We start from the raw sequence: 22143 nt of genomic DNA on the forward strand, positions 1-22143 counted from the left end.
CTATCTCACCCTCGCTTTTGCCCTGTCTTCGCCGATTCCGGTGTCTGCCCCGGTCAGAGACCGTAATACCAGGGCGCAAAGAAAGAATAGGCCAGCCAGAGCAGAATGACGAGGGGGGTGCCGGTGCGAACGAAATCCCTGAACTCATAGTGGCCGGGCCCCATCACCAGCAGGTTCGTCTGGTAGCCCATCGGCGTCGCAAATGAGCAGTTTGCAGCAAAGATCACCGCATAGATGAAGACGAAGGGATCAACGCCGAGCTGGGACGCGGTGCTGATTGCGATGGGTGTAAAGAGAACTGCGGTTGCGTTGTTCGTAAGGACGTTGGTCGTGATGGCGGCGGCGAGAAAGAATGCTGAAAGGATCACGGGTACACTGTAATCCGAGAAGACATAGACCGTCGCCTCGGCGATGGCGCGTGCGCCACCCGTCGCGTCCAGTGCCGCGGCGACGCCGAGCATCGCGCCGACCATGAGAAAAATTCGGCGGTCGATGGCGCGGGCAGCCTGCCGGACGTTGAGAACGCCGGTCGCAATGATGGCGCCGGCCGCCGTCACAGCGGCAATATCGATCGGCAGAATATCAAGCAGCACGGTTGTCACCATCACGCCGAAAATTGCAAGCGCACGGTGGCCGAGCTTCGGATCGGGAAGCTCGGTTGCCGACCATTCAAGAAGCAGGACATCCCGATTGTGACGCAGATCCTGAATCCGCGTACCCTTGCCGAGCACGAGAAGGACGTCGCCAGCCTCGAGGCGGATGTCGTTCAGGAGGGTGCGGATCATGCGGCTGCGCCGCTGAATGCCGAGCACGATGCAGCCGGTCTGGTGGCGGAAGGCGATCTGCTCGATGGTCTGGCCGATCATGCGGGAGCCGGGCGCCACGACGGTTTCGGCGAGGATCAGCTCACCGCCGGGTTTTGCCGGTTCGCCGTTGGTTTCGATTCCTTCGGCAAAACGCTCCTCAAGCATGCCTTCGAAAATGCGGGCGCCGGATTTCAGCGCTTCCGTGAGTGTGTGCCGGGTGGCGGCGACGATGATGACGTCGCCGGTCATCAGCGTCACGTCCTCAAAGGGGGGCAGGATCGGGTGTTCGCCGCGCTGGATCATGCGCACGGTCATGTCGCGCAATTGCGGAAAGAGGCCCGCTTTCGAGCTTTCGCCAAGCAGGGGATGGTCCGAGGTGATTTCGAGCTGCGCGATATACTGCTTTCCGTCGCCGTTGCTGGAGCCGGAAATATCCATCGCTGAACCGCCGCGATCGGGCACCAGGCGCGGGACGACGAGTGTCGAATAGAGAAATCCGATAGAGGCAAGGAAAACACCCGGCACGACGAAGTCGAAAATCCCGATTGGTGGAAGGTTCGACGTCATGACGACGCCTGCCACAAGCAGGTTTGTCGAAGAGCCTATGAGCGTCGTCATGCCGCCAAGGATCGAGACATAGCTCAGTGTCATCATCACCTTCGGCGCACGGGAGCCGAAGCGCAGCGCCAGCGTTGCCAGCACAGGGATGAACATCACCGCGACCGGTGTGTTGTTCAGAAAGGCGCTGATGACGGCCACCAGCAGGAAGGTGAAGAAGATCGTCGTGCCGGGGCGGGTCGAGCCGAGATCGGCGACATAGCGGGCGGCACCGTCAAGGGCGCCGGTCTGGAACATGCCGTGGCCGACCACAAGCAGTGCCAGCACCGCGATCAGCGCCGGATTGGCAAAACCTGCGAGCAGCGTCGTCGAGTTGAGAAGGTTTCTGCCATCGGCGCCTGCGAGCGGGAAGACATAAAAGAAGATCAGCAGCGCCGTGAGGATTCCAAGTGCGGAAAGCTCCAGCGAGATGCGCTCGATGCTGAAAAGGATAACCGCGGCAATGATGATGCCGTAGGTGACCCACATCTGCCAGGCGTAAACAATCTCCATGCGCGCATCATTCCCGGAGACGCATCATGCGGTCTGCATTTTCGCGTCGAGTGTCGTTTCAGGTTACTGAAGGAGTTTCGCGTCAGATGCCACTGCGAATGAAAACCGTACCGCAAAGATAATCATGAAGGCAGCGGCGCCGCTTGTTGAAAAACGGCACCAGCAGCACGAGTACCGTGCCGACGGTGACTGTGACATAAAATAAAAGTGTTTGCAGGAAAGCCTGCAGATAGCCCGGCCTGTTGCCGTTCCATGCACGCAATTCAATTCCCTGCCAGCGCATGCCGGGCGTTGCGGAATACCGGCCGCCCAGCGTGAACGTGAAGTAGGCAATGACGAGCAAGGGAGTCAGGGCGGCGCCGGGCCATAAAAGACCGAATGAGAGGATGCCCAGAATGCCGAAAACGAGGGAAGCGGCGATCAGGAGCACGAGAATGACGGCGAGGTCGGCAATGAACGCGAGGCAGCGGGCAATGATGATGCCGTCGAATGTACTGTCCGGCCAGACAGCGTCCTCGGAATCGGGAGGCCAGATTTCGGCTAGCCTGTTGCTTTCTCTCATGTTTTTCCGCCTCCCCGAATCCAGTCTGTCTGACATAAGGTCAGATCGGCGGGAAGGCAAGGCCGATCAGCCCTCGATCACGGGCTGAAGCCGGGGGGCGTCACGGGCGCTTCCCGCAGGAGAACGATCGAAAGGCGGCGGTTCGCGGCCATATAGGGGTCTTCCGGGAAAAGCGGTTCGGAGTCGGCCTTGCCGACGACCTGGTAGATGCGGTCATTGCTCAGGCCGGCATTTTCCAGAATGCGGCGGGCGGCATTGGCCCGGTCCGACGTCAGTTCCCAGTTCGAGTAGCCATCGCGGCCGGCGACAGGGTTTGCGTCGGTATGGCCGGAAACGCTGACCCGGTTCGGCAGCTTGATCAGGATTTTCGAGACTTCGTCAATCAGCTTGCGGGTGCGCTCGTAAGGTTCCGCAAGGCCGGTCGGGAACATCGAGCGACCGTCCTGATCGACGATCTGTATGCGCAAGCCTTCGGGGGTTTCGTCGATGATGACGTTGCGGGAAAGTTCGGCAAGGTCGGGGTTTTCGCGCATCGACTGGCGAATGCTTTCGGCGGCGCTGCGGAAATTCTGTTCGTCGCGGGCGGACTTCTCTTTCATGAGCTTGTCCATCTGTGCGGCCTTGGCCGCCTCTTCGCGTTCGACTTCCGGGCTTCGCGGCTGTGCGGGCGTCGAGATCGTCATTACGACCTGCGGCTTGGTGCCCGGCATGCGCGAGCCTTCCTGATCGAAGGCCGTACCGCCCATGATGCCGCCGGCGCCGCTGGTGGAGCGGCTGACATTGGAAGGCGCGAAATAGTCGGCAAGACCCTGCTTCTGCTCCGGCGTGGTCATGCTGATGAGCCACATGAGCAGGAAGAAAGCCATCATCGCGGTCACGAAGTCGGCATAAGCGATTTTCCATGCGCCGCCATGATGGGCGTGAACGACCTTCTTGACTTTCTTGAGGATGATCGGCTGTTCGTTGGTGGCCATCTGATACCGTTCCGCGGCTTAGCCGGCGGCCTGCAGAGCGGCCGTGGACTGTTCCACTTCGATGAAGGTGGGGCGGACTTCGGACATCAGTGCCTTGCGGGCAAACTCGATCGAAACCGCCGGTGCATAGCCCGCCATATGGGCGAGGAGGCCGGCCTTCATCGAGAGAAAATATTTCGACTCGGCTTCATAGGTGTTGCGGAGCGACTGCGCCATCGGCCCGAAGAAGCCATAGGCGACGAAAACGCCGAGGAAGGTGCCGACCAGCGCGCCGCCGATCAGACCGCCCAGAATTTCCGGCGGCTGGTCGATCGAGCCCATGGTCTTGATGACGCCCAGCACGGCGGCAACGATGCCGAGCGCCGGCGTACCGTCAGCCAGCGCCTGCACGGCGCTCACGATACGCTCGCGTTCCTGGTGGTGGGTTTCGAGTTCCTCGTCCATCAGGGCTTCGAGTTCATGGGCGTTTTCGGTGCCCAGCGTGATCATGCGAAGATAGTCGCACATGAATTCGACGGCGTGATGATCCGCCGTGAACTTCGGGAACTGCGCAAAGATCGCGCTTTCCGCCGGGTTTTCGACATGCGCTTCAAGCGCGAGGTTGCCCTTGCTCTTGGCGAGCTTGAACAGCGTGTATTGCAGACCGAGAAGTTCGAGGAAAGCGTCCTTGTCGTAGCGGGGGCCTCTGAACAGCGTGCCAAATATGCCGCCGACGGCCTTCAGGACGGTGGGCGGATTAGCGATGCAGAAGGCGCCGAGCGCGGCGCCAAGAATGATGACAACTTCGAAGGGCTGCCAGAGCACTTCGAGATGGCCGCCCATGGCGGCGTAACCGCCGAAGACGCTGACCAAAACCACAATGATGCCGACGATCAGCCGCATAGCTCGAAGCACTTTCTTGCACGTTAACCAGCGGCCGCCCACAAGATGCAAGCCCGCCCCGCCTGAAGCGCCATTCTTGGGGCACGCCCCTTAACAGCGGGTTTAACCAAATTGGCGGAAGGCAGAAAGTTGGGGCGTTTTGCAAGAATTTCCGCCGGTTTGCGCCGGTGAGTGTTGCGCGGGATGCCGGGCGTGTCCTAAACCGAAGCAAGATATTAACGAGAGATTGACCGCCCGGCCCCCTGTGCGGGCTGTCAGCGGAGCGAGGAGACGATGGGTAGCGTTCAGAATCCTGCCAGTGAGCCCGGCGCGGACGTGGCACGCAAGTTCCGCAATGCCCTTGGCTGGTTCACGACAGGCGTTGCCGTCGTGACGACCTGCGCTGGAGGCGGGAAGCCTATCGGCATCACCATCAACTCCTTTTCTTCCGTGTCGCTCGACCCGCCACTTGTGCTCTGGTGTCTCGACAAGAAATCCGACACGCTTTCGGTGTTCGAGCGTGCGACGCATTTCACCGTGAATGTGCTGCGCGAAGAGCACCGCGACCTTTCCTCGCGTCTGGCGCGCAAGGGCGATCACAGCCTCGACGAGGTGGATGTCGTTGAAGCTGAAAGCGGCTGCCCGTCTTTGAAGGAAGCGCTGGCGCATTTCGAATGCGAGATCGAGGCGCGTCATGATGCGGGCGATCATATCATCATGATCGGGCGTGTGCTGAAGTTCGACCATGCCGATGATGGACGGCCGTTGCTCTATCATCGCGGCGGCTATCAGATGCTGCCGCCGGTCGGGTAATTACTTTCCGGCAGTTTCCCGGGCATCGAGCGCTTTCAGGTTTTCATACATTTTCTCCATGCATTTGAGCATGGTGATGTAGTCCTTGTCGGCAATGCCGTCGATGGCGGCGCCGTGGATCGCGGCGTAATGATCACGGCCGATATGCTTGTTGGCATGAAGCAGCGGCGACACCCAGATGCATTTGGCGCGGCCATCCGTCGGGTGGTTTCGGCGCTCGACGAGCCCGAGCGCCTCGAGTTCGCCGACATAGATGCCGACCGACACCTTGTGAATTGCGAGCGCGTTTGCGAGTTCCGTTTGCGTCTGCCCGTCGCGCTCCAGCAATTCGATGACGATGCGCGTCTGGTTTCGTGTGAGTCCGGTACGCCGGTCATAGATCGTCGCGAGCATGACGCCCAGTTCGGTGATCGTTCTGACAAATTTTTCTGGCGATAGGGGATCGTCCAGCTCGGCTTCCGGTTTGGTGGCGTTCGCCTTGTTGTTTTTCATTTTGTCTCACCCGTCGCGAATGCCCGTGCTGGCGATCCGGCTGCATGGAACATGCAGATTGAAGGTATCAACGCAACATCAAGACGCAATCCCAAAGCCACGACGAAAATTACGCTGTTGTAATCGCCGAACCGCTTGACCTTGGCTGCAAGCGGTGATTTCGTAAATGCACTTTACTAAAAACGCTCCTGCCGGTCACCTGAAATCGGGAACGGCGGAAAGGCCGTCGGGAGCGGTCTGGCGGAGGGTTGTTTACCGGGAGGAGCATCGGGCTATGCCTGAGGAAAATCTTGCAGTTGAAGGCGCTGCCGAAGCGGCTGCCGACGGGACGGATGCTGGCGTGGATAAGGTCGCGGGGGCGGCGGATGTTCTGGCGGCCTCGGGCGGCGGCGATGTCTGGTATTCGGTCGGGTCGCTGATCGACAAGGGCGGACCCATCGTTGCGATTCTCCTGGTGCTTTCGGTCATTTCGCTGGCCGTGATCCTGCTCAAGATTTTTCAGTTCTGGTCCGCGGGCCTTTCGAAGCGGAGCTTCGTCGATCCGGCCGTCGACCGGATCGAGGCGGGCGATCTCGCCGGCGCGATCGACATCCTCAAGAAGCACAAGACGCCGCTGGCCCGCGCGATGGCGGCGGGCGTCCGCGCGAAGATGCGCGGCGACCTGCGCGACGAGGACGTGGCCTCGGAAATTTCGCGTGTCGGCACGATGGAGATCGGTTCGCTGCAGCGCTATCTGCGCTGGCTCGAAGTGATCGGCAATATTTCGCCGCTGCTCGGCCTGCTGGGCACTGTTATCGGTATGATCAACGCCTTCCAGAGCCTCGAAGCGGCGGGCACGCAGGTCGATCCGGCGTTGCTTTCGGGCGGCATCTGGGTGGCGCTGCTCACCACGGCTGTCGGTCTCATTGTTGCACTACCGGCGATTACGGCGCTCAATCTGCTTGAGGGCAAGATCGACCAGGTGCGGCTTTCGATGCGCGATGCTGCAGCCCGCGTGATTGCGGCGCTTCACGTGCGCCCATCGGCCGTCCAGTCGCGAGCGGCTCAGTAAGCCGAGGTTCTGTCATGTTTGATGAACCAGTCCGCCGAAGAGGAATGGCGAGCCTCACGCCGCTTATCGACGTGGTATTCCTGCTGCTCATCTTCTTCATGCTGACGACGTCGTTTCTGCAGACGCAATCGCTTGTGGTGGTGACGCCTGCGCCGAGCGTTGACGAACTGCCCACCGATGCGCGCGTCATTGAAATCTGGCTGCTCGGTGACGATACGATCGCGATTGACGGGCGGCCCGTCGAGCGGACGGCGCTGACGGAGAGCCTGAAGCAGGCTATCGGTGAACGGACAGACCTCACCGTCACAATTCTGGCCGAAAAGGGCTCCAAGACACAGGCATTGATTGCGGCCATCGAGGCGGCGCGCCAATCCGGTGCAAAGAGCGTCGGCACGGCAAGAGTCGAAAGGATCGCGCCATGATCGAGTTCGATCAGGAGCCGCCGCGGCGGCAATTCGAGACGCTGATCCCGCTCATCAATGTCGTGTTTCTGCTGCTGATCTTCTTCCTGCTCGCAGGCACGATGCAACCGACGGAAAATGTCGCCGTATCGCTGCCCAAGGGCGCGCTCAACGACAGGGAGCGCGACCTGCCCTCGACATTGATTGTCGAGGCAGACGGATTCGTCTGGCTGGGAGACCGGGTTATGGATGCAAAGCTTGCCGGTCATTTCGTCAAGCAGCATCTGGGCGAGGAGGGCTCGCGGCGCGTTGCAGTGAAGGCCGATCGTGATGCGCCTGCCGAAGCGGTGCTCGAACTGATGGAAGGCTTGCGTGAGGCGGGCGTGGAGCAGGTGACGCTTCTGACGGAGCGCGGCTCATGAGCATGACGGCTTCATACCCCGGTGGCGAAATGGAACCGCGCGAATTCAATATTCGCAAGTTCATGGCCGTGTCCGTGCTTCTCCACGCGCTGCTGTTCCTGTCGTTTCTGCTTACATTTGGCGGGATTTTCGGCGGACCGGGGCCGGGCGGCGGCGAGTCCGTTACTTTCCAGCTTGCTGCCGGTTCGGCGAACGATCTCTATGCCGCGCCGCCAGAGCCGGTCGTGGAGCCCGAGCCGCAACCTGAGCCCGAACCTGTGAAATTGCCGGAGCCGGAGCCGAAGCCGGAAACGGTCGTGCGCAAGGACGAGAACCCGCTGCCGCCGCCGGAGGAAATTCCCGAACCCGTGCGCGAAACGGTGCAGCCGGCAGCACCCGCTGGCGGCGGTGTGCAGGATGGCAGGGCCGGTGGCGCCGGTGGCGATGCGGCTGAGACGATCCTCAACAAGAAGGGCGACTCGCTGACAGCGGGGCAGATCCGCTCGCAGATGGTCGGCAAGACCTTTCATCTTGAGATGGGGCGTCTCGACCTTCAGGGCGGCAATAGGCTCATCAACACGATCATTGCTCTCGATCCCGGTGGGTCGACCAAGGTCGAGCTGATCCAGTATTTCTTCCAGACCTACCATCGCGCCAATTCCTCGACGCGCAGCAGGCGCGGTTCGGGCCAATGGTGGATCGAAGGCAATCGCTGGTGCCACAAGTCGCAGGAGATCCAGTACAACACGACGGACTGCTACGACATGACGCTCGAGGGCAACATTGTTCGCCTGTACTACGGGCCTTGCACGCAGCAATCCTCCACGCTTTGCAAGACCGGCCGGATCGCCGCAGAGGGTGAAATCCGCTAGCTCTTTTTTGCGCTTCGTGTTGTCAGCCTGCTAAATAGCGGCTGGACAAACGTGAGGAGCGGAAATGAGCAGGGTCGCATTCATCGGGCTTGGAGTTATGGGATTTCCAATGGCGGGTCATCTCGCCGGGGCCGGGCACGATGTCACCGTTTTCAACCGCACAGCAGTAAAGGCTGAAGCCTGGATGAAGGCTCATGGCGGCGCTTCGGCGGCGACACCGAAAGCGGCGGCTAACGGCGCGGAAATCATTTTTGCCTGTGTCGGCAATGACGACGATCTTCGTGAAGTGACGGTGGGACCGGACGGCGCGTTTCATGGCATGGGCGCCGGCGCCATCTTCGTCGACCACACCACGGCATCGGCAGCGGTCGCGCGGGAGCTTCATGCGGCTGCGGCGGCACGCGGCATTGCCTTCATCGACGCACCGGTTTCGGGCGGGCAGGCGGGTGCCGAAAATGGTGTTCTGACGGTTATGGCGGGCGGCGATGCGGCCGCCTTCGAGAAGGCCGCGCCTGTCATTGCCGCCTATTCGCGAATGGCGAAGCTGCTCGGGCCTTCCGGTGCGGGGCAGCTTACCAAGATGGTGAACCAGATCTGCATTGCCGGGCTCGTGGAAGGGCTCGCCGAAGGGCTTCACTTCGCGAAGCAGGCCGGGCTCGATGCGGAAGCGGTGATCGAAACGATTTCCAAGGGCGCGGCGCAAAGCTGGCAGATGGAAAACCGTTACAAGACGATGATAGAGGGCAGGTTCGATTTCGGTTTTGCGGTGGACTGGATGCGCAAGGATCTGTCGATCTGTCTCGATGAGGCGCGGCGGAACGGCGCGCAGCTTCCGGTGACGGCGCTGGTCGATCAGTTCTATTCCGAGGTTCAGTCGATGGGCGGCAATCGCTGGGATACGTCGAGCCTCATCGCGCGGCTGGAGAAGTCATGACGGCACTGGATCCCGAGTTTCGATTTTCCTCGATCGGCGAAGTCATCGAGCGGCTCGAACCGTCCTATCCGGTCTTCTGCATTTTCCCGGATGTATTGCGGACGCGGGCGAAGGCCTTTGTCGAGGGGTTTCCGGGCACGGTTCTCTATGCGGTGAAGTGCAATCCGCATCCTTATGTGCTGGAGGCACTGGCGGAAGGCGGCATTTCGCATTTCGATACAGCGTCGATTACCGAGATCGCGAAGATCGCCGAGCTGATGCCGGAAGCGCATTCCTATTTCAATCATCCGGTGAAAGGACGCGGTGCGCTTGATGCCGCGGCGAAAGTCTACGGATTGAAGGATTATGTCGTCGATCATGCCGATGAACTCGACAAGCTGATCTCGATTGCCGGGACGGACATTACCGTCGAAGTCCGTATTGCGACGCCGAAGGGCAAGGCGGTCTACGACCTGTCCGCGAAATTCGGAGCGACGCCGGACGATGCGGTTGATCTTTTGAAGGAGGCGAAGCGGCGCGGCTGCCGCACGGCGCTCGCCTTTCATGTCGGCAGTCAGTGTACCGACCCCTCGGCTTTCCGCGTTGCGATGGAGCTTTCGGCCAAGGTGCGCGACAGGGCAGGGGTGCCGCTTGAATATCTCGATGTTGGCGGCGGGTTTCCGGCGATCTACAAGATGAATGTGCCGCCGCTCTCGGATTATTTCGACGTCATTACGCGCGCTCGCGACGAGCTCGGCTTCGATATTCCACTGCTGGCGGAGCCCGGACGGGCACTCGTTGCCGATGGTTGCTCCGTGCTGACGCAGGTGCATCTCAGGAAGGGCGACGACCTTTATATCAATGACGGCATCTATGGATGCCTGTCCGAGATCCGCGACGGCGATCTCGATCCGCCGGTCCGGGCGGTGTCGCTTTCGGGATCGCTTGGTGGCGCGACGCAGCCTTTCCGTATTTTCGGTCCCACCTGCGACAGCCTAGATGTGCTGAAACTTCCCTTCCATCTGCCGGAAGTGATTGCGGAAGGGGACTGGATCGAGTTCGGCCAGATGGGTGCCTATTCGATCGGGATGCAAACGGGTTTCAACGGTTTCATCACCGACACGATCGTTCGCATCGACGGGATGCACGAGGAATTCGTTTACTAGATATCAATGATCTGTTCACGGAGCGTTCCCATTTTTCGCTTGATATTTATGTTAACATCGATAACATGGAAATTATAAATACAAATGGAGAACGGGGCGCGGCGATGCGGGCAAAGTTGCGGGGGCAGAAGGCCGGCTACCATCACGGCGATCTGCGGCGCGGGTTGATGGATGCCGCGGTGACTCTGATCGACATCCGCGGGCGCGCGGCGCTGACGATGCGGGAGGCGGCGCGCCGGGCTGGCGTTTCGGAAGCGGCGCCTTACCGGCATTTTGCGAATCTGGACGAATTGCTTGGGGCTGTCGCTATCGAGGGCTACGACATGTTGTTGGCCGACCTCGACGCGGTGTCGAGCGCAAGGGCCATCCGCGAGGCCTATCTGGCGTTCGCGGCGGATTTTCCGGGCCGGTACGAACTCATGTTCGGCAAGCTTTCCGACCGCAAGAGCGCAACGCGGCGAAAACATCTGGTCGCGCAGGTGGCTGAAATGACGGAGAAGGCGGGCGGTCTTGCCGCGCTCCACGGGGAGGCGTCGCTCCGGCTTGCCGGGCTTGAAGGCTAGAGGCCTTTCAGAAGGCGGGCTGCCTCCGGCGCGAAATAGGTGAGGACGCCATCGGCGCCCGCGCGCTTGAAACCCATAAGGCTTTCGAGGATGACACGGTCCCGGTCGAACCAGCCGCGCTCGATCGCGCCCGCGATCATCGAATATTCGCCGGAGACCTGATAGGCGAATGTCGGCATTCCGAATTCCGCTTTCACGCGGGTCACAATGTCGAGATAGGGCAGGCCCGGCTTCACCATCACCATGTCGGCACCTTCGGCAATGTCGAGTGCCACTTCGCGCAGCGCTTCGTCGCCGTTTGCCGGATCCATCTGATAGGTCCGCTTGTCACCCTTCAGCGCGCCGGACGAACCGATGGCATCGCGGAAGGGGCCGTAGAATGCGGAAGCATATTTCGCGGCATAGGACATGATCTGCGTATCCGTATGACCTGCCGCTTCAAGGCCTGTACGGATTGCGCCGATACGCCCGTCCATCATGTCGGATGGCGCGATGATGTCGCATCCCGCTTCCACCTGCACCAGCGCCTGCCTGACCAGCGCCTCGACAGTCTCGTCGTTCAGGATGACATCGCCTTTCATGAGCCCGTCATGGCCGTGGCTCGTGTAGGGATCGAGGGCCACGTCGCAGAGGACACCGATATTCGGTACGGCCTCCTTGATGGCGCGGGTGGCGCGGCAGACGAGATTGTCCGGGTCGTGGGCGAGCGACCCTTCCGGATCGCGTTTCTCCGCCGGTGTGTATGGAAAGAGGGCGATCATCGGGATGCCGAGGGTGGCCGCTTCTTCCGCCGCGCGAACCGCCTGGTCGACGCTCAGGCGTTCGACGCCGGGCATGGTCGGCACGGTTTCGCGCTTGTTCTTGCCGTCGACCAGGAAGAGCGGCCAGAGGAGATCATTTACCGAAAGAGCGTTTTCGGCCACCAGCCGGCGCGACCAGTCCGCCTTGCGGTTGCGGCGCATGCGGGTCGCGGGATAGGCGGGGGCTGGCTTGTTCGGATCGGTCATGGGCAACACATAACCCTTGGCGATGGAGTGCGCAATCCGGCCACGGCGCTTTGCCGCAGCGTCAGCCGGGCCGCCGGGCGGGGCTTCGTTGACAGGGTGAAGACCGGCCAGTATCACCGCTCGAAGGGCCGCAACGGCCAATGCGGGAGGACAGTTCCATGCACTTCGAGCTCAACGAAGAGCAGCAGGCATTTCAGGATGTGGCGCGGAATTTCGCCGCCGAGGAGCTTGCGCCTTACGCCGCCGATTGGGACCGCGATGCCTTCTTTCCTGTCGACAAGCTCCGCAAGGCGGCCGAACTCGGCTTTGCCGGTATCTATGTGCGCGAGGATGTGGGCGGTTCGGCGCTGACGCGGCTCGATGCGGCGCTGATCTTCGAGGCGCTGTCGGAGGGCTGCACATCGACGGCAGCCTTCCTCTCGATCCACAACATGGCGTCCTGGATGATCGACAGGTTCGGCAGCGAGGAACAGCGCCAGAAGTGGCTGCCGAAACTGACGCCGATGGAACTTATCGCCAGCTATTGCCTGACCGAGCCGTCGAGCGGTTCCGACGCTGCCTCGCTCAAGACGAAGGCGGCGCGCGACGGCGATCACTATGTGCTGAACGGCTCCAAGGCATTCATTTCCGGTGCGGGCACGTCGGACATTTATGTCTGCATGGTGCGCACCGGCGAAGCGGGTGCGAAGGGTGTTTCCTGCCTCGTCATCGAAAAGGGTACGCCGGGGCTCTCCTTCGGGGCCACGGAACGGAAAATGGGCTGGAACAGCCAGCCGACGGCGCAGGTGATCTTTGAGGATTGCCGCGTTCCGGTCGCGAACCGTCTCGGCGCGGAAGGCGAAGGTTTCAAGATTGCGATGATGGGGCTTGATGGCGGCCGTCTCAATATCGGCGCCTGCTCGCTCGGCACGGCGACGGCGGCGCTGAAGCGCGCGAAGGAATATGTCGGCGAGCGCGAGCAGTTCGGCAAGAAGCTCGCGCAGTTCCAGGCCCTGCAGTTCAAGCTTGCCGACATGGCGACGGAGCTCGAAGCAGCGAAGCTGATGATCTATCAGGCGGCGACGAAGGTCGATGCGAAGACGCCCGACGCGACGATGCATGCGGCGATGGCAAAGCGCTTTGCAACCGATGCCGGCTTCAACATCATCAATGAGGCGCTCCAGATTCACGGCGGCTATGGCTATCTCAAGGACTTTCCGCTGGAGCGGCATCTGCGCGATGCACGCGTGCACCAGATCCTCGAAGGCACGAACGAGATCATGCGTGTCATCATTGCGCGTGAATTTCTGAAGAAATGAAAGCCGGGACATGATGAGCGAGGAAGCCGAAGTCCTGTTCGAAAAGCGCGGTGTGGCGGGGGTCGTCACGCTCAACCGTCCGAAGGCGCTCAACGCGCTGACGCTCGGCATGGTCCGGCTCATTCATCCGAAGCTGAAGGAATGGGCGGCGGATTCGAGCGTCCAGTGCGTCATCGTCGAGGGCGCGGGCGAGAAGGCCTTTTGTGCGGGCGGCGATATTCGTGCGCTGCATGACTGGGGCCGGGCGGGCGAAACCACGGCCATCGATTTCTGGCGTGAGGAATATCTCCTCAACACCTTCATCAAGCGCTATCCGAAGCCCTATGTCGCGCTGATGGATGGCATCAATATGGGCGGAGGCGTGGGGTTATCCGTTCACGGCTCGCATCGCGTGGCGACCGAAAGGCTCACCTTCGCCATGCCGGAGACGGGGATCGGTCTCTTCCCCGATGTCGGCGGCACCTATTTCCTGCCGCGCGCGCCGGGGGACACAGGCATGTATCTCGCCCTTACAGGCGCACGGCTCAAGGCGGCAGACGCAATCTATGTGGGCATTGGCGATGTTTACGTACCGTCGGCGCGCATCGAAACCCTGAAAGACCGGCTTGCCGGCGGCACATCGCCGCGCGAGGCGCTGGCCGAAGTTGCGGAGGAGGAGGGCGCTGCCCCGCTCGCCGCGATGCAGAAGGACATTTCCGCGCATTTTTCCAAAGGCTCCGTTCCGGAGATCATAGTATCCCTGCGGACCGATGGCGGCGAATGGGCCATGCAGACGGCGGACGCGATCGAAGGCAAGTCGCCGGTTTCGACGCTGGTCGCCTACCGGCAGGTACGCGAAGGCGCAGAGCTCGAATTCGAAGATTGCATGAAACTCGAGTACAGGCTCATCAACCGTTTCGCGGCCGGGCATGATTTCTACGAGGGAGTGCGCGCCGTCGTGATCGACAAGGACCAGTCGCCGAAATGGAATCCGGCGCGGCTCGCCGATGTCGATCCGGCGGAAGTCGATCGCTATTTTTCGCCGCTCGAAGGCGGCGATCTGAATTTCGGCTGAGAAAAGCCTGGGGAGGGCGGCAATGGCGGCAATCGGATTTATCGGGCTCGGCAACATGGGCGGGCCGATGGCACGAAATCTCGTCAAGGCGGGCCACGCGCTCAAGGTGTTCGATCTGTCGGCGGCAGCGGCCGATGCGCTGGTCGCGGTGGGCGCCACAAAGGCTGCGACGGCAGTCGATGCAGCCCGGGATGTCGATTTCGTGGTGACGATGCTGCCTGCGGGCGAGCATGTGCGCTCGGTCTATCTGGGGTCGGGTGGGCTGATCGCCGCTGCGCGCAAGGGCACGCTATTCATCGACAGCTCCACCATCGATATACCCTCGGCCCGCGAAACGATTGCTGCGGCTGAAGCGGCCGGCATGATGATGGTCGATGCGCCCGTGTCCGGCGGCGTCGGCGGCGCGGAAGCTGGAACGCTCACATTCATGGTCGGCGGTTCCGGCGAGGCCTTCGCCAGGGCAAAGCCCGTTCTCGAAAAGATGGGCAAGAACATCTTTCATGCCGGCGCGGCGGGCAATGGCCAGGTCGCCAAGGTCTGCAACAACATGATCCTCGGCATTTCGATGATCGCGGTGTCGGAAGCCTTCGTGCTTGGCGAGAAGCTTGGTCTCGATGCGCAGATCTTGTTCGACATCTCGTCCACGGCATCGGGTCAGTGCTGGTCGATGACGTCTTATTGCCCTGTGCCGGGCCCTGTGCCCACATCGCCCGCCAACCGGAATTATCAGCCGGGCTTCACCGCGGGCATGATGCTGAAGGATCTCCGGCTCGCGCAGGATGCCTCCAAAATGGCCCGGTCTCCCATCCCGCTCGGGGCGCAGGCGGCCCAGCTTTATGCGCTTATGGAAGCTGCCGGAGAGGAAAACATCGATTTTTCCGGGATTATCAAGCTTGTCCGCGGCGAAATCTGATTTCCATTTGTCTGGCTCGACTTGCAGCGCAAGCCGGTCCGTTTAAGGGCTCGTTAGCAACCCATTGGGTAGAGTGCGCAATTGCGGGACAGGAAGTGCCGCGAGTGTGCGATCCGTTGCGAGCCAGAGGTCAAGAATTCAAATGGGTATGACCAACGTCAAGCGAGAGTCCGACATCCAGGATCAGGAAGATCCGGGACGTAAGGAAGCTTATCTCGAAGCGCTGACCTATGTGGAGCGTCTGCACCGGCGCCTGCTGGACGTCATCAAGGATGAGCTCGACCGCATCAATTGCACCGAGATCAACAGCGTGCAGGCCCTGCTGCTGTTCAACATCGGCGATTCCGAGATGACGGCGGGCGAATTGCGTACGCGCGGCCATTATCTCGGCTCAAACGTGTCCTACAACCTCAAGAAGCTGGTGGAAGCGGGCTATATCCACCATCAGCGCTCGCGCTCCGATCGCCGTTCCGTGCGTGTCCGCCTGACGGACAAGGGCCGTGCGATCTGCGCAGCGATCGATGAGGTCTACAAGAAGCATTGCGGCATGCTCTCGAGCGTCGGCGACATTTCGGTCGAGGAACTGCGCCAGACCAATGCCACGCTTTTCAAGCTCGAACGCTTCTGGACCGACCAAATCCGCTACCGCCTCTGATGCCGGGCGCCTGCCTGGCCCAACCTTCGGCCCCTCGGTGGACCGGAGGCAGGGCTGTCATGTCTGCGCGTGCAGCACGAGAGTTGCAATTTCGTCACTGAAAGGGCGCGTCTGACCTATTCCGGGCCGGACAGCGCCGGGATTTGGTCCCGGATGTGACAGGTTTCATGGCAAGCTGCAGTTCGGCAGAGGCAAAGTCCTTCGAATTGTCCCAAATTGGCATTTTGGGATGCAGGACGATTGCCGGAAATCTCGGACTTGGACACAGGCGGAGCAGGGTGAGAACAGGAATTTCCAGAGCAATTGCAGTGGCGCTGCTTGCGGCCGCCACGGTCTGGACCGGCATGTTTGCCGGATCGCATGCCCATGCCCAGTCGCAGGCGGCAACGGGATATGGCGAGGGCCAGACCCATTGGGTCGATCCCTGGCAGGCGACGGCCGAGGTTCAGGCTCGTGAAGTCGAAGTGGCGCCGCGCGGTTCGGCGCAACCCGCCATCGGCGGACATACGGCCGGGCTGATCGCTCAATCCATCCAGAAATATCGCGAAATCGCCAGCTGGGGCGGCTGGGGACACGTTCCGGCCGGCGAGCGGCTGGAACTTGGCGTGCGCGATGCGCGTGTCGAGAAGGTGCGCGAGCGGCTGATGGCGACCGGCGATCTTTCCGTCTCGCCCGGCGACCCGTTCCTCTACGACGCCGGGCTTGAGGCTGCCGTGAAAGGCTTTCAGCGCCGCAATGGCCTCGACCCGGACGGTATCGTCGGCAGGCGGACGATTGCGGCGATGAATGTGCCGGTGCAGACGCGCCTTCGGCAGCTTGAACTCAATCAGCGGCGCATCGAAGCCTTGGCGCCGAAACTCGATGGCCGCTACATTTTCGTGAACATCGCTGGGCAGGAAGTCGAGGCCGTCAACAATGGCCGCGTCGAGTTTCATGAGCGCGTGATCGTCGGCACGCAGGCGCGGCAGACGCCGGAGATCACAAGCAAGGTGACGTCGATCACCTTCAATCCCTACTGGTATGTGCCGAAATCCATAGCAATGGCAGACATGCTGCCGAAGATCCGGGCTAACCCGGACTATCTGAAGCGGCAGGGCATACGTGTCATGCAGGGCTGGGCGGACAATATCCGTGAGCTCGATCCGGCGACGATCGACTGGTCGAACCCGCGCATCAACGAAGCCTATTACCTGCGTCAGGATCCTGGCCCGTGGAATTCGCTCGGCTCGCTGAAGATCAACTTCCCGAATAATGATGCGATCTTCCTTCACGACACGCCGACACAGACGCTGTTCGGGCGGCAGGAACGGAATTTCAGCTCAGGCTGCGTCAGGGTGCAGAATGTTGCGGGCCTCGTGTCATGGATCATGGAAGGTGACAGCCCTGAGTGGGATGCGGCGCGTGTTCAGTCCTCGGTCGCTTCCGGGCATTTCCGCAATGTCTATCTTGCCTCTGCGGTCCCGATCTATCTCGCCTACCTGACGGCGTGGGTCGACACGGATGGTGTCGTGCAATTCCGCGACGATGTGTATGCTCGCGACGGCGGCGTGAATACGAGCGCGCTGAGCAACTAGTCACTCTGGCGGCGGGCAGACCCCATGCGTCCGGCGAAATTTCCCTATCTCGAACATGACGGGCTTCTGGCCTTTGCGCATCGCGGCGGCGCGGGGGCCTGGCCGGAGAACTCGATGCCGGCCTTTCAGGGCGCGGTCGATCTCGGCTATCGCTATATCGAAACCGATGTCCACGCGACGCGCGACGGGGTGCTGCTCGCCTTTCATGACGACCATCTGGACCGGGTGACGGATAGCACCGGCTGCATTGCGGAAATGGACTATGCGGACGTGAAGAAGGCGCGGATTGCCGGCGCGGAGCCCATTCCGCTGATGGCGGAGCTGCTCTCCGCATGGCCGGACCTTCGCATCAACATCGATCCGAAGCGCGACAATGCGGCCGCACCCCTCATCAAGCTGCTGAAAGAATCCGGTGCGGTGGAGAGGGTCTGCGTGAACTCGTTTTCCGGGCGCCGCACGGCAGGCATCAGGGAAGCGCTGGGCCCACGCCTCTGCACCGGCATGGGGCCGCTTGCCACGGGGCGCTTGCGGTTTGCGAGCTGGGCCGGTCCCGCCGGATTTCTGTTCGGTGGTTTTGTAGAGGGCTGCGCTCAGATTCCGATTGCGCAACATGGCATCACGCTGGTCGATGAGAGCCTTGTCGGCAAGGCGCATGAACTGGGCCTGCAGGTTCATGTCTGGACGATCGACGACGAAGCGGAGATGCGCCGCCTTGCCGACCTTGGTGTCGACGGAATCATGACCGACGAACCGGCGCTTCTGCGAATGGTTCTCACTGAAAAAGGCCTCTGGGCCTAGCGAAAGATCTTTCTATAACCCATGTCTATTCTGCGACAATTCGCGGCTGGCGAGGCTGTGGATGAAGGCTAAGGTGTGCTAGAATCACAGAAAAGCCGGTTTAACCGGTTCGCAGGACAGGAACGACATGGACTACGAGCGGAAACTCAGCGAAGCGCTTCGGGCGGTCAAGGATGAGGGGCGCTACCGCGTGTTCGCCGACATCGTGCGACACCGCGGCTCGTTTCCACGCGCGACCTTCCACACCCCGGATGGCATGAAGGACATCGTCGTCTGGTGTTCGAACGACTATCTCGGCATGGGCCAGCACCCGGCTGTTCTGGATGCCATGCATCAGGCCATCGATACGGTTGGCGCCGGCTCCGGGGGCACGCGCAATATTTCCGGCACGACCCATTATCACGTCGAGCTGGAGCGCGAGATTGCCGACCTTCACGGCAAGGAAGCTGCTCTCCTGTTTACGTCGGGCTATGCGGCGAACGACGCGACGCTGTCGACCCTGGCGCGCATTCTCGGCGACTGCGTAATCATCTCGGATGAGATGAACCATGCGTCGATGATCGAGGGCATTCGCCGTGGCGGCGGGCCGAAGCGTCTGTGGAAGCACAACGATCTGGCACATCTCGAAGAACTGCTCAGCGCGATCGATCCCGATCAGCCGAAAATCGTGGCATTTGAATCGGTCTATTCGATGGATGGCGACATTGCGCCCATCGGCGCGATTTGCGATCTCGCCCGCAAATATGGCGCGATGACCTATCTCGATGAGGTTCATGCTGTCGGGCTTTACGGTCCGCGCGGCGGCGGCATTGCCGAGCGCGACGGCGTTCTCGACAAGGTCGATATCATCGAAGGCACGCTTGCCAAGGGCTTTGGCGTGATGGGCGGCTATATTGCCGCCTCCGCCGATCTGGTGGATGTGGTACGTTCCTATGCTCCGGGTTTCATTTTCTCGACATCGCTTTCGCCCGTTCTTGTCGCCGGCGTACTGGCAGCCGTTCGTCACCTCAAGACAAGTTCGGTCGAGCGGGAGCGTCATCAGGAGCGCGCGGCGACGCTGCGCCAGATGATGGCGGACGCTGGACTTCCGGTGATGTGGTGCGAAAGCCATATCGTGCCGGTCATGGTCGGCGATCCGGTCGTCTGCAAGCAGGTCAGCGACGAGCTGCTGAACGACTACGGCATCTATGTTCAGCCGATCAATTATCCGACCGTGCCGCGCGGCACGGAGCGGCTTCGCTTCACGCCTTGTCCCGTGCATACCGACGACATGATGCGTGGTCTCGTAACGGCGCTCGATCAGGTCTGGACGCGCCGCAAGATCCGGCGTGCCGCCTGACGCCCGTCACAGGGGCAAGCAGCCGCCGGTGGATCGAGGCGGCCGCGAGGTCATATTCGAATTTATCCCGATTGGCGCCAGCATGAAGGTGACGGTGGTCGACGTTGCCACCGGAATGGAAGTCTCCATCATCGGGCCGTCGGGCGCGGCGCAGACCGAACTTGAGAACGTCGCGGTTCGCAAGCTGCGCTATATGCTGGAGAAAAAGGAAGAGGGGAAAGACGAGCCGCCTCCCGATCCGGGACCGGGAAAGGGCGGCATCATCGTCTGAAGCCGCTATTTCCGCTTGCGGGGTTTCGCGGGCGACGCGGCGACGCGGCCAAGCCCGATCTGCTTTGCGAGCTTCGAGCGCTGAGCGGCGTAGTTGGGAGCGACCATCGGGTAGTCGTGCGGCAGGTTCCAGCGCGCGCGATATTCCTCGGGCGTCAGGCCGTATTGCGAGCGCAGATAGCGCTTGAGCATCTTCAGCTTCTTGCCGTCTTCGAGGCAGATGATGTAGTCGGCGGTAACCGACTTCTTGACCGGCACCGCGGGGACAAGATCGGATTCACCTGCGCCAGGGGCCTGGTCGAGGCCGGCAAGCGTCGCATGAACCGTGCGGATCATTCCCGGAAGATCGTTTGCCGCTATGGAGTTGTTGCTGACGTAAGCCGCAACAATTTCCGTTGCCAGACGCAGTATTTCAGTTGAATCCGTAGGATCTGATGATTTGGTGTCGTTCATTTCGACGTAACGCCTGACCGAAGGTGGAACAACCGCATTGCAGGGTTCCAAATACAATTTACAGCGCGGTATAGCGCCTCCAAACATGAACATCAAGATTATCGTCTAGATGGTCCCATGTCTAAACCATTTGGAACCAAGGTGAATCAATGAAATCTGCATAATTTTGAAAGATGATCGACTTGGTATAGCAAGTAAACTTCCCATTTCCATCCATTCTTACATCAGATTCAACTAGAATAGATTGACCTGCCTTGGCTCGTGCGAAGCCGGAACGGTTTGGAATGCCTCGATCGCCGCTCAGGCCGCCGAACGCGACGCTTTGTGGCGAATTGGCGATGGCTGACGAGATGTGGTATCAACCCGCCTTCGAACGGGACATGGCAGGGCTTGGCGCGTGCAGCACGGCGACAGGGTGGCTTGCGGGTCCCGGAACGTCCGAACAGCAATGAAAAGGTAGGTTTATGTCGTTAAGCGATGCCGCCGCCGGGCAGGGCAGTTTTGCCGGCTTTTTCACGGATGGACTTGCGAAAAGCGATCCGGACATTCTGGCCGCGATCGAGAAGGAACTCGGGCGCCAGCAGAACGAAATCGAACTGATTGCCTCGGAAAATATCGTGTCCCGCGCCGTTCTGGAGGCGCAGGGCTCGATCATGACCAACAAATATGCAGAAGGGTATCCGGGCAAGCGCTACTACGGCGGCTGCGAATTTGTCGATATTGCGGAGAATCTTGCGATTGAGCGGGCGAAGAAGCTCTTTGGCTGCTCCTTTGCCAATGTGCAGCCCAATTCCGGCTCTCAGGCAAACCAGGGCGTGATGATGGCGCTGCTGAAGCCGGGCGACACGATCATGGGCATGAGCCTTGCCGCAGGCGGCCATCTTACGCATGGCGCGGCGCCGAACCAGTCCGGCAAATGGTTCAATGCGGTTCAATATGGCGTCCGCCAGCAGGATCATCTCATCGACATGGACGAGGTGGCGAGCCTCGCGAAGGAACACAAGCCGAAGATGATCATTGCGGGCGGCTCGGCCTATCCGCGCGTCATCGACTTCAAGGCGTTCCGGGAAATAGCCGACAGCGTCGGCGCGCTGCTCATGGTTGACATGGCGCATTTTGCCGGCCTCGTCGCCGGTGGCGCGCATCCGAGCCCGCTGCCCTATGCAGACGTCGTAACGACGACGACGCACAAGACGCTGCGCGGTCCGCGTGGCGGCATGATCCTTTCGAATAATGACGAGATCGGGAAGAAGATCAATTCGGCGATCTTCCCCGGCATTCAGGGCGGGCCGCTGATGCATGTCATCGCCGGCAAGGCCGTTGCCTTCGGCGAGGCGCTTCGTCCCGAATTCAAATCCTATGCAAATGCCGTTGTCGACAATGCGCGCACGCTCGCCTCGACGCTTGTGGAAGGCGGCGCGGCGATCGTGTCTGGAGGGACCGACACCCATCTGATGCTTGTCGATCTGAGGCCGAAGAAGCTCACGGGCAAGGTGGCGGAAGCGGCGCTTGAGCGCGCACATATCACCTGCAACAAGAACGGCATTCCGTTCGATCCCGAAAAGCCGACCATCACATCCGGCGTCCGCCTCGGCACGCCGGCAGGCACCACGCGCGGCTTTGGCGTGGCCGAGTTCGCAACGGTCGGCAAGCTCATCACCGAGGTGCTGGATGGGCTGGCGAAGAATGGCGAAGAAAACAACGCCGATGTGGAAGCGGGCGTGCGTGATCGGGTGATCGAACTTTGCCGCCATTTTCCGATCTATGGCGGTCCGAAATAAACGACGGACCTTTCAG

At 61.0% G+C, this 22143-nt stretch carries 24 protein-coding genes; 17 read left to right on the top strand and 7 right to left on the bottom strand.

Annotation, left to right across the window (positions count from 1 at the left end; translation table 11 throughout):
* Positions 1–53: 53 nt before the first annotated feature.
* The 4 genes from ACK4FH_RS11575 to motA form a co-directional block, all read right to left on the bottom strand.
* Positions 54–1916 carry an SLC13 family permease gene (locus ACK4FH_RS11575; protein WP_409813770.1) on the bottom strand — a complete coding sequence of 621 codons (1863 nt, stop codon included), beginning with the start codon at positions 1914–1916 and terminating at the stop codon, positions 54–56.
* 82 nt (positions 1917–1998) lie between these two features.
* A complete protein-coding gene (locus ACK4FH_RS11580) occupies positions 1999–2478 on the bottom strand; it encodes an RDD family protein (RefSeq protein WP_409813773.1) in 480 nt (159 codons plus the stop codon).
* Between the two features lie 77 nt (positions 2479–2555).
* Positions 2556–3452, bottom strand: a complete 897-nt coding sequence (locus tag ACK4FH_RS11585; protein WP_409813775.1) for a flagellar motor protein MotB — start codon at positions 3450–3452, stop codon at positions 2556–2558.
* A gap of 18 nt (positions 3453–3470) precedes the next feature.
* Positions 3471–4334, bottom strand: coding sequence for a flagellar motor stator protein MotA (motA, locus tag ACK4FH_RS11590; protein WP_409813777.1), 864 nt, complete (start codon positions 4332–4334; stop codon positions 3471–3473).
* 273 nt (positions 4335–4607) lie between these two features.
* Here motA and ACK4FH_RS11595 point away from each other — a divergent pair, with 273 nt between their 5' ends.
* Positions 4608–5126: a flavin reductase family protein gene (locus tag ACK4FH_RS11595; protein ID WP_409813780.1), complete on the top strand. Its 519-nt coding sequence runs from the start codon at positions 4608–4610 to the stop codon at positions 5124–5126.
* On the opposite strand, the gene ACK4FH_RS11600 is transcribed toward ACK4FH_RS11595, so the two are convergent.
* Complete coding sequence (locus ACK4FH_RS11600; protein ID WP_409813783.1) at positions 5127–5618, bottom strand: MarR family winged helix-turn-helix transcriptional regulator; 492 nt, start codon at positions 5616–5618, stop codon at positions 5127–5129.
* Between the two features lie 274 nt (positions 5619–5892).
* Between ACK4FH_RS11600 and ACK4FH_RS11605 the strand changes: the two genes are divergently transcribed.
* From ACK4FH_RS11605 to ACK4FH_RS11635, 7 genes are all read left to right on the top strand, one after another.
* Positions 5893–6669: a MotA/TolQ/ExbB proton channel family protein gene (locus tag ACK4FH_RS11605; protein WP_409813786.1), complete on the top strand. Its 777-nt coding sequence runs from the start codon at positions 5893–5895 to the stop codon at positions 6667–6669.
* A 44-nt stretch (positions 6670–6713) separates the two neighbouring features.
* Positions 6714–7091 (top strand): ExbD/TolR family protein, encoded by a 378-nt coding sequence (locus tag ACK4FH_RS11610; RefSeq protein ID WP_409813788.1) that lies wholly within the window; start codon positions 6714–6716, stop codon positions 7089–7091.
* Positions 7088–7492 carry an ExbD/TolR family protein gene (locus tag ACK4FH_RS11615; RefSeq protein WP_409813791.1) on the top strand — a complete coding sequence of 135 codons (405 nt, stop codon included), beginning with the start codon at positions 7088–7090 and terminating at the stop codon, positions 7490–7492. The genes ACK4FH_RS11610 and ACK4FH_RS11615 overlap by 4 nt, the downstream gene beginning before the upstream one ends.
* Positions 7489–8343, top strand: a complete 855-nt coding sequence (locus tag ACK4FH_RS11620) for a hypothetical protein (RefSeq protein WP_409813794.1) — start codon at positions 7489–7491, stop codon at positions 8341–8343. The genes ACK4FH_RS11615 and ACK4FH_RS11620 overlap by 4 nt, the downstream gene beginning before the upstream one ends.
* 64 nt (positions 8344–8407) lie before the next feature.
* Positions 8408–9277 (top strand): NAD(P)-dependent oxidoreductase, encoded by an 870-nt coding sequence (locus tag ACK4FH_RS11625; protein ID WP_409813796.1) that lies wholly within the window; start codon positions 8408–8410, stop codon positions 9275–9277.
* Complete coding sequence (locus tag ACK4FH_RS11630) at positions 9274–10422, top strand: type III PLP-dependent enzyme (RefSeq protein ID WP_409813799.1); 1149 nt, start codon at positions 9274–9276, stop codon at positions 10420–10422. Before ACK4FH_RS11625 ends, ACK4FH_RS11630 begins: the two co-directional genes overlap by 4 nt.
* 104 nt (positions 10423–10526) lie before the next feature.
* A complete protein-coding gene (locus ACK4FH_RS11635; RefSeq protein WP_409813802.1) occupies positions 10527–10985 on the top strand; it encodes a TetR/AcrR family transcriptional regulator in 459 nt (152 codons plus the stop codon).
* Here ACK4FH_RS11635 and hemB read toward each other — a convergent pair.
* Positions 10982–11992 carry a porphobilinogen synthase gene (gene hemB, locus ACK4FH_RS11640; RefSeq protein WP_409813805.1) on the bottom strand — a complete coding sequence of 337 codons (1011 nt, stop codon included), beginning with the start codon at positions 11990–11992 and terminating at the stop codon, positions 10982–10984. The two genes, ACK4FH_RS11635 and hemB, sit on opposite strands and share 4 nt — an antisense overlap.
* A 158-nt stretch (positions 11993–12150) precedes the next feature.
* Here hemB and ACK4FH_RS11645 point away from each other — a divergent pair, with 158 nt between their 5' ends.
* The 8 genes from ACK4FH_RS11645 to ACK4FH_RS11680 all read left to right on the top strand — a co-directional run bounded on the left by ACK4FH_RS11645 (position 12151) and on the right by ACK4FH_RS11680 (position 19894).
* Positions 12151–13290: an isobutyryl-CoA dehydrogenase gene (locus ACK4FH_RS11645; RefSeq protein WP_409813806.1), complete on the top strand. Its 1140-nt coding sequence runs from the start codon at positions 12151–12153 to the stop codon at positions 13288–13290.
* A 10-nt stretch (positions 13291–13300) separates the two neighbouring features.
* Positions 13301–14344: an enoyl-CoA hydratase/isomerase family protein gene (locus tag ACK4FH_RS11650; RefSeq protein WP_409813809.1), complete on the top strand. Its 1044-nt coding sequence runs from the start codon at positions 13301–13303 to the stop codon at positions 14342–14344.
* A 22-nt stretch (positions 14345–14366) separates the two neighbouring features.
* Entirely contained in the window at positions 14367–15257 is an 891-nt protein-coding gene (mmsB, locus tag ACK4FH_RS11655) for a 3-hydroxyisobutyrate dehydrogenase (protein ID WP_409813811.1), read from the top strand.
* Between the two features lie 148 nt (positions 15258–15405).
* Entirely contained in the window at positions 15406–15912 is a 507-nt protein-coding gene (gene ldtR / locus ACK4FH_RS11660) for a transcriptional regulator LdtR (RefSeq protein WP_409815263.1), read from the top strand.
* Positions 15913–16220: 308 nt separating this feature from the next.
* The gene (locus ACK4FH_RS11665; RefSeq protein WP_409813813.1) at positions 16221–17486 is read left to right on the top strand and encodes a murein L,D-transpeptidase; all 1266 of its coding nucleotides are present in this window, start codon (positions 16221–16223) and stop codon (positions 17484–17486) included.
* Positions 17487–17510: 24 nt separating this feature from the next.
* On the top strand, positions 17511–18284 hold the full coding sequence (locus tag ACK4FH_RS11670; RefSeq protein WP_409813815.1) for a glycerophosphodiester phosphodiesterase: 774 nt from the start codon (positions 17511–17513) through the stop codon (positions 18282–18284).
* A gap of 127 nt (positions 18285–18411) precedes the next feature.
* The gene (gene hemA / locus ACK4FH_RS11675; RefSeq protein ID WP_409813817.1) at positions 18412–19623 is read left to right on the top strand and encodes a 5-aminolevulinate synthase; all 1212 of its coding nucleotides are present in this window, start codon (positions 18412–18414) and stop codon (positions 19621–19623) included.
* On the top strand, positions 19613–19894 hold the full coding sequence (locus ACK4FH_RS11680; protein WP_409813819.1) for a DUF6898 family protein: 282 nt from the start codon (positions 19613–19615) through the stop codon (positions 19892–19894). The genes hemA and ACK4FH_RS11680 overlap by 11 nt, the downstream gene beginning before the upstream one ends.
* Before the next feature lie 5 nt (positions 19895–19899).
* On the opposite strand, the gene ACK4FH_RS11685 is transcribed toward ACK4FH_RS11680, so the two are convergent.
* Positions 19900–20439: a MucR family transcriptional regulator gene (locus ACK4FH_RS11685; RefSeq protein WP_409813820.1), complete on the bottom strand. Its 540-nt coding sequence runs from the start codon at positions 20437–20439 to the stop codon at positions 19900–19902.
* 371 nt (positions 20440–20810) lie between these two features.
* Between ACK4FH_RS11685 and glyA the strand changes: the two genes are divergently transcribed.
* Positions 20811–22127, top strand: coding sequence for a serine hydroxymethyltransferase (gene glyA / locus ACK4FH_RS11690; RefSeq protein ID WP_409813823.1), 1317 nt, complete (start codon positions 20811–20813; stop codon positions 22125–22127).
* Positions 22128–22143 lie beyond the last annotated feature (16 nt).

Source organism: Parvibaculum sp. (assembly GCF_046297875.1).
GTDB lineage: Bacteria > Pseudomonadota > Alphaproteobacteria > Parvibaculales > Parvibaculaceae > Parvibaculum.